We start from the raw sequence: 15,540 nt of genomic DNA, 5'->3' as shown, positions 1-15,540 counted from the left end.
AGCCAGGCGGGCCTTGAGCCTTAACCTAGCTGTTGTTGGGCGCGGGCTTCGGCTTGGTGGCGGCTTTGGGCTTGGCCGGCTTGGCAGTCTGATCGCCACTCGCCGCCGGCTTCTCCGCAGGCTTATCAGAAGGCTTGGCCGCCGCATCAGACTTGGCCGCGGCACGCTTGCTCGCCGCCGGCTTTGCCGCGCTCTTGGTGTCACTCTTCGCGGCCGCGTCGGGCTTGGTGGCGGCCGGTTTCGCCGCGGCAGTCTTGGTGTCAGTCTTGCCGTCAGTCTTGGCGTCGCTGCCGGCGTCGGGCTTCTTGGCGACGCGCGACTTCTTGCCACGCGCCTTCGGCGGGGTCTGCTGATCGGTGTCGGCTGCGACCGCCGCGACCAGGGCCGCGCCGGTGCGGGTCGGGCCGGTATAGACCACCATGGGCTCTGCGGCTGCAGGCGCCGAGGCCATCAGCTCGGACGCCCTCATCAGCGGCGGCTGGAGCCCTGCGGTGAAGAACGTCACCTGGGCTTCGCCGCCGGTGGCAGACCCGGTCGTGCCGCCGCCGTTGGTCGCGATCAGCGCATCGTCGTCGTCACTGGCCGGCCGCTTGCGGTGACCGCCGCACATCTCCTCGCGCAAATTCGGCGGCGAGGCGTCGACGGGCACGAGGTTCTCGACGGTGCCGAGCGAGGGCCGCAGCCACGACAGATTATCCTGGCTGAAGCCGCGCTCGAGCAGCTGCGCCGCCTTCACCGCACGCGCGGTGCCGGAATTGGCGCCGAGCACCACCGCGATCAGGCGGCGGCCGTTGCGCGTGGCGGAGGCCACGAGGTTGTAGCCGGAGGCGCAGATGAAGCCGGTCTTGAAACCGTCGGCGCCGGGATAGCGGCCGATCAGCTTGTTGAAATTGCCGGTGACGCGCTTGCCGAAGCGGATCGCCGGGATATGCACGAAATATTCGTATTCCGGCAGGTCGCGCAGGAACGAGCGCGCGAGAATCCCGAGGTCGCGTGCCGAGGTGACGTGTCCATCTGCAGGCAGGCCGTTCGGATTGACGTAGTTCGTCTGCGTCATGCCGAGCTTCTTCGCGGTGTCGTTCATCATCACTGAGAAGCCGTCGATCGAACCGCCGAGGCCTTCGGCGAGCACCACGGCCATGTCGTTCGCCGACTTGACCATCATCATCTTCAGTGCGTTGTCGACGGTGAGCTGTGTCCCCGGACGGAGGCCCATCTTCGAGGGCGATTGCGAGGCGGCCGTCGGCGACACCGTCAGCAGCGTGTCGAGCGTGATCTTGCCGTCCTTCACCGCCTTCAGCGTCACATAGGCAGTCATGATCTTGGTGACGGAGGCCGGATACCAGGGAATGGTCGCGTTGTCCGCTTGCAGCACCTTGCCGGTGTCGGCTTCGATCAGAAGCAGCGCTTCAGCATTTGCGACGCGCGGTACGAGCAGCGCACCGACTGCGAGCGCTGCGGCGAACAGGTTGAACAGAGACTTGCGAAGCAGCGGGCGAAAGGCGTGCACTATCCGATTCCGGTCCTTGGAGATCCGCCAGTTCGGACGGTTCTCGTGATCTGATGTTCGGTTCTGAAATCCAGCGCCGCCGCTTGCGGCAGCGCAAACCTATACCGGCTCGTGCGTCGAGAACAGGGGTTTCGGCTGCGTATTCCGCGATGAAATAGGCTGAATTTCGACGGTGCTACGGGGACTTGTTAAGGGGATTTGGCGGCAGAGGCCGCGGCCTCGGCGGCACCCGCGCTGGGCCGCGCATTTGCCTGAGCACTTTCCTGCACCATGAACTGGGCCTTGGCGAGTTCGGCAAAATGGCCGCCTTTGGCCACGAGTTCATCGAAAGTTCCGCTTTCGATCACCCGTCCGTCCTCGAACACCAGGATCCGCGTGGCATTGCGGATGGTGGAGAGGCGGTGGGCGATCACGAAGGTGGTGCGGCCCTTCATCACTTCATCGAGAGCGGCATTCAGCTTGGCCTCGGTGATGGCGTCGAGCGCGCTGGTCGCCTCGTCCAGGATCAGGATCGGCGGGTCCTTCAGCAGCGCGCGTGCGACCGACAGCCGTTGCCGCTCGCCGCCGGACAGCATGCGGCCGCGCTCGCCGGCATTGGTCTCGAAACCGCCGCTACGCTCGATGAACTCGAGCGCCTGTGCGCGCTCGGCCGCCTTGCGCATCTCGGCGTCGGTTGCGTCCGGCTTGCCGACGCGCAAATTCTCCGCGATCGAGCGGTTGAACAGCAGCGCTTCCTGGAACACGACGCCGATATTCCGCCGCAGCGAGGTCAGCGTCACACCGCGCACGTCCATGCCGTCGATCTTGATGAAGCCGGACTGGGGATCGAAGGCGCGATGCAAGAGCGCGATCGCGGTCGACTTGCCGGCGCCGGTCGGGCCGACCAGCGCAATGGTCTGGCCGGGCAGCGCGGTGAAGGAGAGATCCTCGACCGCCGGCCGCTTGCCGTCATAAGAGAACGTGACGTCATTGAACTCGACCAGGCCGGAGAGCCGCCCCGCATCGATCGCGTCGGAGCGGTCGTGCACCGCGGGCACGGCGTCGAGAACGTTGAAGAACTCGCGCAGGCGCGGCGCTTCCATGAATACGCTGTTGATGAAGCTCACGACCTGCTCGAGCTTCTGGATCAAGAGCGTGGCGAAGCTCACGAACATCACGATCTCGCCGACCGAGGTCAGGCCCTGGTCGTGCAGAGCGATGCCGAGCGTGAAGATCGCGAGCACGGTGATGGTGGTGGAGGCGCGTGTGATCACAGTGACGAGCGCCCACCATGACAGCACCGGCATTTGGGCCGCGAGCAACTGATCGGCGACGGAGCGCAGGCCCTGCACCTCGGACTCGACGCGGACGAAGCTCTGCACCAGCGCGACGTTGCCGAGCGCGTCGGAGGCGCGCGCCGAGAGCTCGCTATATTGCTCCTCGACCGCCATCTGCATGCCAAAGGTCCTGCGCACGACGAAGGTCGTCAGTGCGGTGAAGACGATGCAGAGTACGAACAGCAGGATCGCGAGTCGCCAATTCAGATAGAGCGACAGCGGCAGCAGCACTACGACCGAGAGGATCGCGGCAAAATGCTCGCGGAAGAAGCCGAGCCACAGCCGCCACAGCGCATCTGTGCCGTTCAGCATGACCTTCATCAGCCGGCCCGAATGGGTGCCGGAGTGGAAGGTCAGGGGCAGTTGCAGAATGTGCTCGAAATAGCTGGTCAACACCGCCTGGCGCTGGCGGTGGGAGAGCCGGTCGGCCTGCAACGCCACGAGCGCGCTGCAGCCGATGGTGAACAGCCCGAACGCGACCCAGGCGATCAGGAACGGCCAGGCCGAGCTTGAGCCGGCTACCGTCTTGCCGGAGAGCACGTCGACGATGCGGCCAAACAGCACCGGTTCGGCGAATTGCGAGGCGGCAAGCAGGAGATTAGCGACTGCCAACAACCAGCCCAGCCGCGCTTCTTTTCCGAGCAGCTCGAGAACACGGGTGTAGAGGCTGAAAATGGACATGCGAGGTCGGACTCTGGCGGATCAAACGGGACGAGCGGATATTCTAAGCAGGGATCGCCCGCGAGATACAGCAGAAGCTGCCGGTTTTGCTCAATTGATGAGCCGGCTTTCAACCGGCGGCAGGAACCGGCCATCGAAGATGTCGCCCGCCGCCGGACGCTTGTGGAATCTGAAATCCTCGGCGATCTGGTCGATCGAGCGCTCCAGGCGCGCCGGATCGACGCCGCCGAGGCCGTTGCGTCGGACCTCGTCGGTCAGGATGTTGTCGGCGAGCACGGTGCGCAGGCGCGCGAGCTCGAGGTCGCGGTCGCTGTCGTCGATGCGGCCGGCGGCCTCGTCCGCCGCGCGCGCCGGCTCCTTCGCGGTTGTGGTGATGCCCGCAATCAGCGCGCGGACAAAACCCTTCAGCGCGTCCGGCTTCGCCGTGGCGAAAGCGGGACTGGCGACGACGGCAAAACCGTAGGCCTCGCAGCCGTAATCGGCGTAACGCAGCACGGCGAGATCATCGGCCGGCACGCCGCGGTCGCGCAAATTCACCGCGGAGAGATAGGAGAACCCGGCGACGGCGTCGACCTGTCCCGCCGAGAGCACCGGCTCGCGCACCGCCGCACTCATCTTGAAGAATTTGACATGCGAGACGTCGATTCCGTTCTGCCGTGCCAGCGCCGGCCACAGCCGGATCGACAGATCGCTGTCGGCGACGCCGACGGCCTTGCCGTCGAGATCGGAGAGCAAATGGATGCCGCGGCTCTTGCGGGCGACGATTGCGTAGGGCGCGCGGTTGAACAGCACGAACACCGCCTTAACCGGCGGCGCATCGGCCTTGTCGCGAAAACGAATGAGCTCGTTGATGTCGACGAGCGCGAGCTCGCTATTGCCGGTAGCAACGCGCGCAAGTGCTTCCGGCGATCCGGCCGCGCTGTTGAAGGAGACGTTGAGGTGCTCGGCGCCGAACTTGCCGTCCTTTGCGGCCATGAAGAACGGCGCCATGCTCGCATCGACCGGACGGTCGAAGGTGACGTGGATCGCCACAGGCGGCGCCACGGTCTCGGCCGCGTCCACATGGCGCGCGGCAAGCACGATCGCGAGGACCAGCAGGCCGTGAGTGACGATCGTCTTGAATCCAACCATCGGTCGCGCCGGTTCCGCATTGTTGTGGTTTCGTGACGCTCGCAGCGCCGGCCGGCGACGAGTGTGTTCACATCAACATGAACGGCGGATGAGCGGTGGTTGCGTCACGATCACGCAACCACGTTCATCTTCTGTTGGGGTTGGGGAACCCAACATGGAATGCGGATGTTTGAAAGACATGAGCCTGTCTCGAGGCACCAATGCAGGTCCCAAGGAGGGTCCACGCCATGTTTGACCGATTTTCGAAGTTTACGGGCCGCAAGGCCGTTCTCGCCACCGCGGCGGTGCTGGCGCTGACCATCGCCGCCCCCAGCGCATCGTTCGCAGGCGGCCGCCACTGGCATGGGGGCGGCGGCGCGGCCTTTGCCGGTGCAGCCATTGCCGGCGCCATCGGCACCGGGCTCGCGATCGCCGCAACCCGCGATGCGTATGCCTATGATGCCCCGGCCTATTACGGCGGCGGCCCGGTCTATTACGATAACGGCCCGGCCTATTACGGCGGCCCGGGTTATTACAGGAGCGATCGCGAATACCTGGGCACCAATGGCAGTGGCAGTCGCGACCCCTTTGCCACCTGCAGCCGAGGCGGCGCGGGTTGTTGGTAAGTCGTTGACCACGAAAGGCCGGCGCGCTTGCCGCTCCGGCCTTTTGCCTTTTATTGTCAGGCGTTAACGCGTCGACCAATTGTTTAGAGTAGTTTTGCGTAATGAGTGATTCGCTTGAGCGGCTATATCTGGCTGTCCTCGCGGCCAGGGACCTTGATCCGGCAACATCGCGCACTGCCCGGCTGTTTCAGCGTGGGCCCTCCAAAATGGCGAAGAAGCTGGCCGAAGAGGCGATCGAGGTCGTGATCGATGCGGTCAACGGCGACGCCGAGGCCGTGGTCCGGGAAAGCGCCGATCTGCTCTACAATCTCACCGTGCTATGGGCTTCCGCCGGCGTGCGCCCCGAAGACGTCTGGCGTGAAATGTCGCGGCGTGAGGACATGTTGGGCATTGCCGAAAAGCTGCCGAAATCGCCGATGAAGCTGCCCAAAGTCGCGTCACCGCGTATTTCGGCCCGGCGGCCAATTGTCGCGCTCGAGGGCCGCGCGGCGCGCAAACGGCACTAAAGCGTCACAAAACTCCACGATGGACAAATCCGTCCCATGGTGCTTCATCGCGGCGCATGCTGAAACGTATCTACGATTGGTGCATCGACGCCGCCCACAAGCCTTACGCGCTCTGGATCATGGGTGCCGTGGCTTTCGCCGAAAGCTCGTTCTTTCCAGTTCCCCCGGACGTGATGCTGATCCCGATGTCGCTGGCGCGTCCGCAGCGCGCCTGGCTCTACGCCGCGATCTGCACGGCCACCTCGGTGGTCGGCGGTCTGCTCGGCTACGCCATTGGTGCGCTGCTGTTCGACTCGGTCGGCCATTGGCTGATCCAGGTCTACGGCCTCGGCGGCAAGGTCGATGCTTTCCGCGCCTCCTACGCGGAGTGGGGCGCGGTGATCATCCTGCTCAAGGGCCTGACGCCGATCCCCTACAAGCTCGTCACCATCACCTCGGGCTTTGCCGGATACAATCTCGTTCTTTTCATCCTGTGCTCGATTGTCGCGCGCGGCGGGCGCTTCTTCATCGTAGCGATCCTCCTCAATCGCTATGGCGACTGGATCCGCGAGCGGATCGAGCGGCATCTCGCCCTGTGGGTGGCGCTCGGCGCTGCCGTGCTGGTGCTCGGCTTCGTGGTAGCGATCAAGCTGATCTAGGACTTAGATTCCAGGATCTGGATTCCGGGAGTTGGATCCCCAACGCTTTCACGCCGCGCCGGCTTCGGCTACGGTTGCCCCATGATGGTTCGATCCGGAACTCCGGCAGTGCGGCTCGGGACGCTGATCTCGGCGGTGCTGCTGCTCCTGCCCGGTGCTGGCGGGACCGGGTGGGCGCAATCGGCGCCGCCGACGCTCGGTCTGCAGGAGCAGGGGCCGCAGGCCGCGCCGCCGCCATCGACGCCTGCAGCTTCGGAAAACCCCGGACTGATCAACGAAATGGGCAAGCTGTTCGACAAGCTGCCCTCGATCCTGCCGCCGATCAAAAGCCCGAGCGAGACCATGAACGATCTGTCGCGCCTGGCGCGGCCGTCCACCATGGTGTCGGGGCGTGCGGCCTGTCCGGTCTCGCCAAGCGGCGGGCCCGACTGCAAGCTCGCTGCCGATCAGCTCTGCCAGGGCAAGGGCTACAAGGAAGGCAAGAGCTTGAACACCGATTCCGCCGAGAAGTGCTCGGCCAAGGTTCTCATTCCGGGCAGGCAACGCAAACCGGATGATTGCCGCACCGATACCGTCGTCACCAGCGCGCTGTGCCAGAACTGAGGACGTCGCGCGACCAAAGGAGCGCCCATGAGCCGCACTGAGCAGGACTTCCTCGGACAGCGTGAGATCGCCGACGACATCTACTACGGCGTCCAGACCATCCGGGGTAAGGAAAACTTCCACATCACCGGCATTCCGATGAACCAGGAGCCTTACTTCGTGAAGGCGCTGGGTTACGTGAAGAAGGCCGCCGCGATGGCCAATCGCGATCTCGGCGCGATCGACACGAAGGTGGCGGACGCGATCATCGTCGGCTGCGACCGCGTCATCGCCGGCGACATGATGGACCAGTTCGTCACCGACTTCATCCAGGGCGGCGCCGGTACTTCGACCAACATGAACGCCAACGAGGTGATCGCCAACCTCGCGCTGGAATCGCTCGGCTTCAACAAGGGCGATTACCAGCACGTCAGCCCGAACGACCACGTCAATTACGGCCAGTCGACCAACGACACCTATCCGACCGCATTCCGGCTGGCGCTGATCCTGCGGCTAGAGAGCTACATGATGGCGCTGCGCCAGCTCCGGGAGGCCTTCTTCGCCAAGGGCCGCGAGTTCGAACGCGTGCTGAAGATGGGGCGCACGCATCTCCAGGACGCGGTGCCGATGTCGCTCGGCGCCGAATTTCGCGGCTGGGGCACCACGATCGGCGAGGAGGTCGACCGCATCTCCGAGGCGCGCGCGCTGCTGCGCGAGATCAATCTCGGCGCCACCGCGATCGGCACCTCCGTGACGGCAGCGGTCGGCTACCCAAAACTCGCGGTCCGGCATCTCAGCGCGCTGACCGGCGTCGACTTCATTCTCGCCGGCGATCTCGTGGAGGCGACCTCGGACACCGGCGCCTATGTGCAGCTCTCCGGCGTGCTCAAGCGCACCGCGAGCAAGCTGACGAAAATCTGCAACGACATCCGCCTGCTCGCCTCCGGCCCGCGCGCCGGCTTCAACGAGATCAACCTGCCGCAATTGCAGCCGGGCTCCTCGATCATGCCGGGCAAGGTCAATCCTGTCATCCCCGAGGTCGTGAACCAGACCAGCTTCCTCGTCATCGGGCTCGACACCACGGTGACGCTCGCTGCGAGTGCCGGCCAGCTCCAGCTCAACGTGATGGAGCCGGTGATCTCGTTTGCGCTGTTCTTCTCGATCCGCACCATGGAGCGCGCGGTCAACAGCCTGCGCGAGAATTGCGTGGTCGGTATCACCGCCAACGAGGAACACACCCGCAACATGGTGCTGAACTCGCTCGGCATCGTCACCGTGCTGAAGCCGCTGCTCGGCTACAAGCAATGCGCCGAGATCGCGCGCGAGGGTTACAAGAGCGGCAAGTCGCTGCACCAGATCGTGGTGACCGAACGCAAGCTGCTGACGCAGGAAAAATGGGACGAGATGTTCTCGTTCGAGCGGCTGATCAATCCGGATTTGCTTGGGTGATGGTGCCCTTTCCCCTCGTCGTTCCGGGGCGCGCGTAGCGCGGGCCCGGAATCCATTTCGCTATTCGCGCCGACGCCCAATGGATTCCGGGCTCGACGCTGCGCGTCGCCCCGGAATGACGGACAAAAGAATTCCGCGCGTTGGAATTGCGGTAACGGCATCCGCCACGGCGTCAAAACGCAATACTTGACAGTGGAAAGATTGCCTTGTTGGTATGGCTCCCAACCTTCAATGCGTCTGCCAGCAAAGGATCGTTCCGCAATGTCCATGCCTGCTCTGTTCAAGGGACGCCTGTCGATCCCCGTGATCGGTTCGCCGCTCTTCATCATCTCGGTGCCCGACCTCGTGATTGCGCAGTGCAAGGCGGGCGTGGTCGGCTCGTTCCCGTCGCTGAACGCGCGGCCGCCGGAATTGCTCGACGAGTGGCTGGCGCGGATCACCGAAGAGCTCGCGGCCTACGACCGCGCGCATCCCGACAAGCCGTCGGCGCCGTTCGCGGTCAACCAGATCGTGCACAAGTCGAATAACCGGCTCGACCACGACATGCAGCTCTGCGCCAAGTACAAGGTGCCGATGATCATCTCCTCGCTTGGCGCACGCGAGGAGCTCAATCAAGCCGTTCACGGCTGGGGCGGCATCGTCTTCCACGACGTGATCAATCAGAAATTCGCCCACAAGGCGATCGAGAAGGGTGCCGACGGCCTGATCCTGGTCGCGGCCGGCGCCGGTGGCCATGCCGGCACCATCTCGCCGCTCGCTTTCGTAGCCGAAACGCGGAAATGGTTCGACGGCCCGATCGCGCTGTCGGGCGCCATCGGCAACGGCAAGGCGATCCGCGCCGCGCGCGTTCTCGGCGCCGACTTCGCCTATATCGGCTCGGCCTTCATCGCGACCAAGGAGGCCAACGCGGTCGAGACCTACAAGGAGATGATCGCGGGTGCGAGCGCCGACGACATCGTCTATTCCAACCTCTTCACCGGCGTGCACGGCAATTATCTGAAGCCCTCGATCCTCGCCGCCGGCATGGATCCGGAAAACCTGCCGACCTCCGATCCCTCCAAGATGAACTTTGGCACCGACGCCTCCGGCGAGCGCGCCAAGCCGAAGGCCTGGAAGGAGATCTGGGGCTCGGGCCAGGGCATCGGCAGCGTCGATGGCATCGTGCCCGCCGCCGAGATGATCGCGCGTTTCAAGAAGGAATACGACGAGGCGATCGATCCGCCGTTGTGATAGCTCTCGCAATGACCGCCATCTACCGCGTCGACGGCAACAGCGTCGTCACCAGCCCCAATGCCGCAGGGCCGTGGGACCGGCGCATGCAGCACGGCTCGGCGCCATCGGCGCTGGTGACGTGGGCCGCGGAGCGTATTCCGACACAGGTCGCGATGAACATCGCACGCGTCACCATCGACCTGATGCGCCCGGTGCCGGTGGCGCCGCTCACGATCGAGGCCGCGGTGCTGCGCGAGGGTCGCAAGATCCAGCTCTGCGAGGTCAAGCTGCTCGCCGACGGCGTACAGGTCGTCGGCGCCACCGTGCTCAAGATCAAGCAACAGGCGCAGCCGCTGCCCGATGACGTCAGGGAGTTGCCGGTCACGCTGCCGTCGCCCGAGGACTCGCTGGTCGAGGACGGTCACGGCGCGACCAGCCCGTTCGCGGGCATGGTCTCGATGCGCGCCGCACGCGGCCGCTTCGGCCAGGCCGGTGCCGGTGCGATCTGGTTTCGCCTCGACCATCCGCTGGTCGAAGGCGAGGCGGTCTCGCAGGCGATGCGGGCCGTGGTCGCCGCCGATTTCTCCAACGGCACCGCCTCGACGCTCGACTTCCGCACCTGGACCTACATCAACGCCGACCTCTCGGTGAGCCTGGCGCGCCAGCCGGTCGGCGACTGGATCTTGCTCGACGGCGAATCCTGGATCGGCCCGGATGGCGCCGGGCTTGCGATGTCGCGGCTGGCCGATCGCCAAGGCTATTTCGGCCGCGCGGTGCAGAGCCTGGTGATCGAGAAGCGGTGAGTGTGATGGCAGGCGACGTGATCGCTGCTTGTGCCACTTGAACGGCAGGCTTCCGCCGCCGCGGAAGGGATGCTTGGTCGTGTTCGACCAGGGCATCCTGCCTGTTCACACGCCGTAGAAGATCTTGATCTCCCACAGCACCACGATGATGGCCGTGATCAACGTGACCGCGGCGACTGCACTTTCCAGGGAAGCGACTCGCATGTCTTACTCCGCTTCCCAGCCCCATCAGCGGTCTAGTTGATTCCCTGATTCGCCGGCAATCGCGCGGCCCGCGCAGACGCGCACTCTGTCACGCATTGTGGTGCCGGGGCCACACGACCCCGTAGAATTCCGGGGTATTTACCCGACCATCCGGTCCCGTCCGCTCCAGAAGCCTGCGCGCAGCACCTTCTTGTCGACCTTGCCGACGCCGGTCATCGGCAGCTGCTTGACGAACTGGATCTGTTTCGGCGCATGCGCGGAACCCTTACGCCTCCGCACCAGATCGATCAGCTCGTCCGGATCGGGCTTTGTGCCATCGCGCGGCACGACGATGGCCGTGACCGCCTCGCCCCATTTCTCGTCGGGGATGCCGACGACGGCGACCATCGCAACATCGGCATGCTGCGACAGCACGTCCTCGATCTCGCGCGGAAAGATGTTGAAGCCGCCGGTGACGATCATGTCCTTCTTGCGATCGAGGATGAATAGGTAGCCGCGCTCATCCTGGCGCGCGATGTCGCCGGTGTGGACCCAACCGTTCTTCAGTGTCTGCGCGGTGATATCAGGCCGCTTCCAGTATTCCGTCATCACATGCGGCGCGCGCACGCAGATTTCGCCGGCGTCACCGGTCTTCACCTCTTGGTCGCTGTCGTCGAGAATCCTGACCTCGCAGGCCGCAATCGGGAAGCCGCAGGACAGAAACAGCTCCGGCGTCTTGGAATCGTGATCCCTCTTGCGCAGCACCGAGACCGGATAGCATTCGGTCTGGCCGTAGAGCTGCGAGAACACCGGGCCGATGCGCTCGATGCCTTCGATCAGCCGGCTCGGCGACATCGCCGACGCCCCGTAGAGCACAAGCTCGAGCGATGAGAGATCGGTCTTGCCGAGCGCGGGATGGTCGAGCAGCACGTAGATCATGGTCGGCACGAACAGCGTGAAATTGATGCGCTCGCGTGCGATCGTCGCCAGCACCGCCTCGGGATCGAACCCCTTCAGCATGTGCACGGTGCCGCCGCGCATCAGTGTCGGCAGCACCTTGGTGCCCGCGACATGGCTGATCGGGGCCACCGTGAGATAGCGCGCGGCGTCCGGGATCTCGAAATCGGCGAGGATCGCGCCGGCAGCGCCCGCGTTCTCGCGATGATGGCGCAGCGCGCCCTTGGACTTGCCGGTGGTGCCGCCGGTGTAGTTCAGCGTGGAGAGATCGTCGAGACTTGCGAGGCACCGCGCGCTGGCATGTCCCGCGCCCTCGATCGCCTGCAAGAGATCGACACCGTAGTCGGCCGGCCCCATGGTGAAGACCGCCTTGAGCCGCGTTGCTTTTGCAGCGAGCTCTCCACCGCGATCGCGGAAGGCGGCCACGTCGACCACCAGCACTTCGGCCTCGGAATCTTCGAGCTGGAACAGTTGGTCCGTCTCCGATCCCAGCGGATGCAGCCAGGTGATGCAGCATCGCGACAATTGCGCGGCGATACCGGCGCACCAGGTGTCGGCGCGGTTCGCGGTGAGGAAGGCGACGCGCGAGCCGGGCTGCAAGCCGAGCCGCATGAATACGCTCTGGAATCGTCCGATCAGGTCGAGCGTGCCTTGATAACTCAGCGATCCGCCGGGCCAGGCGAAAGCAATGCGGCCGGGGTAGCGCGCCAGGGCCCGTAGCGTCTGCGCACAAGTCGGGGACGATGCGTGGAGCGGATCGGACATATGTTTCCTCGTTGCTTTGTCATCGGCTTCTCACGTGCCAATGTTGCCGATGACGCTAGCACAGAGAATGCGGGATGGAACGGCAAAGCCCGCGCGCGGAGCCGAGAGTGATCAGGAGGCATGGTTGACATCCGATCGACTGCAACGTTTTCGCGATCGTCTCGGCCTGCCTTTGATCGCAGCGCCGATGTTTCTGGTCTCCGGTGTCGAGCTGATGGTCGCGGCCTGCCGCAACGGGGTGATCGGCAGCTTTCCAACCGCGAACTGCCGCAGCACGGAACAGCTCGATGAATGGTTCACCGAAATCGCAACGCGGTTGCGTCAGCACGAGGATCAAACCGGCCGCAAGGCCGCGCCGCTCTGTCCGAATTTGATCGTGCATCGCTCGAACGCGCGGCTGGAGCAGGATCTCGCCGTGCTGCTCAAGCACAAGCCTGAGATCGTCATCACCTCGGTCGGCTCGCCGGCGCCGGTGTTGAAGCCGCTGCATGGTGCCGGCGCATTGGTGCTGGCGGATGTGGCCTCCATCCGCCACGCCGAACGCGCGGCGGCAGCAGGCGCCGACGGCCTGGTGCTGCTCACCGCGGGCGCGGGCGGACAGACCGGCTGGCTCAACCCGTTCGCGTTCGTCCGCGCGGTGCGCGCATTTTACGACGGCATCATCGTGCTCGCCGGCGGCATCAGCGATGGCCGCGCGCTGCATGCGGCCGAAGTGCTCGGCTGCGATCTCGGCTATATGGGCACAAAGTTCATCGCTACGCGCGAGAGCATGGCGGACGAACGCCACAAGCAGATGCTGGTCGAGAGCAGCGCCGACGACATTCTGCTCACCACCGCGTTTACCGGCTTGCAAACCAGCATGCTGAAGCCGTCGATCGTCGCTGCGGGCCTCGATCCCGACGACCTCCCGGCACGCGGCGCCATCGACATCGGCAAGGACATCGATGTCGCCGCGCGCGAGAGCCGGCCCGAGCGCTGGCGCGACATCTGGAGCGGCGGGCATTCGACATCGGGCGTCACGGACGTGATGGCAGTTGCCGATCTCGTGACCCGGACGGTCGCGGAGTACCGCGACGCAACGGGGCGATAGCGTTCCGCGCCGCCCAGCACGGTTAATCCCGCATGGCTCCACAAGCCGGCGCTTAACGGCAGATTAACCATCGCCCGCCAAGAATCCCCTCACGGCCGCCAATCGGAACGGGAGGGACAGGCGATGGATTTCGATTTTCTCAACAGCAAGAGAGCCGTAACGCTGGACGAGATCCGCGTCCGCGTCGCTCATGCGCTGGCCCGCCACCCGTTCTGCCGCAATGTCCGCTTCGACATCCTCAGCGTCCCCCGCACCCGCCGGGGCGGCAATTGGACGGTGACGCTGCAATCGGTCGAGCCGCGGGCCGTCTGGGAGGCTTCCGAGATCGTCGCCGACATCCAGGACGCCTACGATCTGGCCGCAGCTGCCTGATTTCATTTGGCTCTTCGGCCTTGTCGTTGCAGGCAGGGTGATTGTCGCCGCAAAGGCACACTCGAGCCTTAATTCGTGCCCTTTTCCCGGGCACCGTTGACAACATCGTGAAGCGGTCCTTCCGGAGAGACGTTTGTCCAGAGCCATCACCATCATTGTGCTGACCTGTTTCCTCGTCCTCGGTGCCGCCACCACTGCCATTCTCGGCCGTGACAGCGTGCCCAGCGTCAGCGCCGAGATGATGACGCAGGCCCCGGCCAAGCCGGTCGCCGCCAACCGCGCCGCCAAGGCCGACCGGCTGGTTCCGACGCTGGCGCTGGCCTCGGCCGCGATCGATCCGGTGCAGGTTCCCGCTGACAGACTGTCTCAGGCCCCCGCGCTGATCGAACCGCTGCGCCAGGCTTTTGCTGCCGCCACCCCGTCCGATTTCCCGACGGCCAAGACAAGCGCATCGACAAATTCATCGCCGAACGTGAATGAGGCGCCCGCTGCGGCGGAAACTACCGCCGCCATCGAGGCTGCACCGAAGCCGAAGGCCGTCGCGAAGCCGCAGCCGCAAAAGACCTATTCGCTGCTCTCCGAGGTGCAGATATCCGGCATCAGGGATCGCCTGAAGCTGTCGTCGTCGCAGGAATATTACTGGCCCTCGGTCGAGTCTGCGCTGCGCAACGTCGCCCGCAAGATCTCGGCCAACAAGCTCTCCAATCCCAACGGGCCGAACGTGCAGATCGATCCGAACTGCGACGAGGTTCAGCAGTTGAAGTCGGCCGCGATGCCGCTGCTGTTCCAGCTGCGTGACGACCAGAAGGAAGAAGTGCGCAAGCTCGCCCGCATCATCGGACTCGAGAACGTCGCGCAGCAAATCTGAGGTTTGGGTTCCTTAGAGGAACCGCACTCTCGTCAGGAACATCCGGTAATCAACAGGCGTTGCCCGCTCCAAACAGGGAGTGGACCGATGCGCGCCTCGACAGCCTATTTCGTCGGCGCCGGATCGATTGTCGCCGCCATCGCCATTGGTCTCGGCGGCGGCATCGTCGCCGGCGATATCATGCAGCCGATCGCGCCCAAGCAGGGGCCGGATGCCGGCAAGATAGCGCAACACGCGGAAGCCGCCGCGCCGGTCACGACAAACGCGCCATCGGAGCGCGTGCAATATCTCACTGGATCGCAAAGTTTTGGCGCGATGATCGCGGCGCCCGCGCAGGCTGAAGCCAAACCCGACGTGAAGCCCGACGCTCAGAGTCCTCAGATCGATGCCCAGCCGGCCGCACCGCCGCCTCCCCAGGCAACGGCCGCGGTCGAGCCGCCCAAGCCGGTGCCTGCGTCGCCTCCGCAAGCGACAAAACCCATCGAGCAACAGGCCTCGACCGAACCGGCATCCTCACCTGACAGCGCCTATGCCAAGGCCAGGGATTCTGACGTGCGGCGCGCCGCGTCCGAGCGGCGACGTGCGGAGCGTCGTGAGCGCTGGGCCGAGCGACGCCACTATGACACGCGTGATGCACGCGGCGGGCGCGATCTGACCGACTGGGATGATGTCGCGCGCAACATTCGCGAGGATTCCTATGCGCGCGATGTTACCCGCCGTCCGCGCGGTGGCTTCATGCTGTTCGGCCCCGACGACGATTAGCACCTGACGCAGCGTCGCCGCGCACGCGAACGTGAGCGGCGGTTCGTTCTGTGGCAGCGCTTGCCGTAAATTTCAACTTCCGGATGATCTCCGTCCAAGGCATGATTGAC

The 15,540-nt window shown here is 64.9% G+C and carries 15 protein-coding genes; 11 read left to right on the top strand and 4 right to left on the bottom strand.

Annotated features, from left to right (window positions below):
* Positions 1 to 25: 25 nt before the first annotated feature.
* From ABIC09_RS20700 to ABIC09_RS20690, 3 genes are all read right to left on the bottom strand, one after another.
* A complete protein-coding gene (locus tag ABIC09_RS20700) occupies positions 26 to 1,510 on the bottom strand; it encodes a D-alanyl-D-alanine carboxypeptidase family protein (RefSeq protein ID WP_354110377.1) in 1,485 nt (494 codons plus the stop codon).
* A 188-nt stretch (positions 1,511 to 1,698) separates the two neighbouring features.
* Complete coding sequence (locus ABIC09_RS20695) at positions 1,699 to 3,507, bottom strand: glucan ABC transporter ATP-binding protein/ permease (protein ID WP_148749953.1); 1,809 nt, start codon at positions 3,505 to 3,507, stop codon at positions 1,699 to 1,701.
* Positions 3,508 to 3,597: 90 nt separating this feature from the next.
* The gene (locus ABIC09_RS20690; RefSeq protein ID WP_354085647.1) at positions 3,598 to 4,638 is read right to left on the bottom strand and encodes an ABC transporter substrate-binding protein; all 1,041 of its coding nucleotides are present in this window, start codon (positions 4,636 to 4,638) and stop codon (positions 3,598 to 3,600) included.
* Between the two features lie 227 nt (positions 4,639 to 4,865).
* On the opposite strand from ABIC09_RS20690, the gene ABIC09_RS20685 reads away from it, so the two are divergent.
* The 7 genes from ABIC09_RS20685 (at position 4,866) to ABIC09_RS20655 (ending at position 10,433) form a co-directional block, all read left to right on the top strand.
* Positions 4,866 to 5,243 carry a hypothetical protein gene (locus ABIC09_RS20685; protein ID WP_354110376.1) on the top strand — a complete coding sequence of 126 codons (378 nt, stop codon included), beginning with the start codon at positions 4,866 to 4,868 and terminating at the stop codon, positions 5,241 to 5,243.
* A 101-nt stretch (positions 5,244 to 5,344) separates the two neighbouring features.
* A complete protein-coding gene (hisE, locus tag ABIC09_RS20680) occupies positions 5,345 to 5,749 on the top strand; it encodes a phosphoribosyl-ATP diphosphatase (protein WP_148749955.1) in 405 nt (134 codons plus the stop codon).
* 56 nt (positions 5,750 to 5,805) lie between these two features.
* Entirely contained in the window at positions 5,806 to 6,387 is a 582-nt protein-coding gene (locus ABIC09_RS20675) for a YqaA family protein (RefSeq protein ID WP_148749956.1), read from the top strand.
* Between the two features lie 81 nt (positions 6,388 to 6,468).
* The gene (locus ABIC09_RS20670; RefSeq protein WP_148749957.1) at positions 6,469 to 6,990 is read left to right on the top strand and encodes a hypothetical protein; all 522 of its coding nucleotides are present in this window, start codon (positions 6,469 to 6,471) and stop codon (positions 6,988 to 6,990) included.
* 27 nt (positions 6,991 to 7,017) lie between these two features.
* The gene (locus tag ABIC09_RS20665) at positions 7,018 to 8,418 is read left to right on the top strand and encodes an aspartate ammonia-lyase (protein WP_148749958.1); all 1,401 of its coding nucleotides are present in this window, start codon (positions 7,018 to 7,020) and stop codon (positions 8,416 to 8,418) included.
* Between the two features lie 261 nt (positions 8,419 to 8,679).
* A complete protein-coding gene (locus tag ABIC09_RS20660) occupies positions 8,680 to 9,648 on the top strand; it encodes an NAD(P)H-dependent flavin oxidoreductase (protein ID WP_148749959.1) in 969 nt (322 codons plus the stop codon).
* Between the two features lie 11 nt (positions 9,649 to 9,659).
* The gene (locus tag ABIC09_RS20655; RefSeq protein ID WP_354110375.1) at positions 9,660 to 10,433 is read left to right on the top strand and encodes a thioesterase family protein; all 774 of its coding nucleotides are present in this window, start codon (positions 9,660 to 9,662) and stop codon (positions 10,431 to 10,433) included.
* Between the two features lie 342 nt (positions 10,434 to 10,775).
* Here the strand turns inward: ABIC09_RS20655 and ABIC09_RS20650 are convergent, their stop codons facing one another.
* Positions 10,776 to 12,338, bottom strand: coding sequence for an AMP-binding protein (locus ABIC09_RS20650; protein WP_354110374.1), 1,563 nt, complete (start codon positions 12,336 to 12,338; stop codon positions 10,776 to 10,778).
* Between the two features lie 124 nt (positions 12,339 to 12,462).
* On the opposite strand from ABIC09_RS20650, the gene ABIC09_RS20645 reads away from it, so the two are divergent.
* From ABIC09_RS20645 to ABIC09_RS20630, 4 genes are all read left to right on the top strand, one after another.
* On the top strand, positions 12,463 to 13,428 hold the full coding sequence (locus ABIC09_RS20645; protein WP_354032477.1) for an NAD(P)H-dependent flavin oxidoreductase: 966 nt from the start codon (positions 12,463 to 12,465) through the stop codon (positions 13,426 to 13,428).
* A 123-nt stretch (positions 13,429 to 13,551) separates the two neighbouring features.
* Entirely contained in the window at positions 13,552 to 13,800 is a 249-nt protein-coding gene (locus tag ABIC09_RS20640; protein ID WP_354032476.1) for a hypothetical protein, read from the top strand.
* A 133-nt stretch (positions 13,801 to 13,933) separates the two neighbouring features.
* Entirely contained in the window at positions 13,934 to 14,668 is a 735-nt protein-coding gene (locus ABIC09_RS20635) for a hypothetical protein (RefSeq protein WP_354110373.1), read from the top strand.
* Positions 14,669 to 14,755: 87 nt separating this feature from the next.
* The gene (locus ABIC09_RS20630; RefSeq protein WP_354032475.1) at positions 14,756 to 15,430 is read left to right on the top strand and encodes a hypothetical protein; all 675 of its coding nucleotides are present in this window, start codon (positions 14,756 to 14,758) and stop codon (positions 15,428 to 15,430) included.
* Positions 15,431 to 15,540 lie beyond the last annotated feature (110 nt).

Origin of the sequence: Bradyrhizobium sp. S3.12.5, from assembly GCF_040548225.1 — a bacterium.
Lineage (GTDB): Bacteria > Pseudomonadota > Alphaproteobacteria > Rhizobiales > Xanthobacteraceae > Bradyrhizobium > Bradyrhizobium cytisi.
Note: the sequence above shows the minus strand (reverse complement) of the source record. Positions and strands in the feature narration are given on the sequence as shown.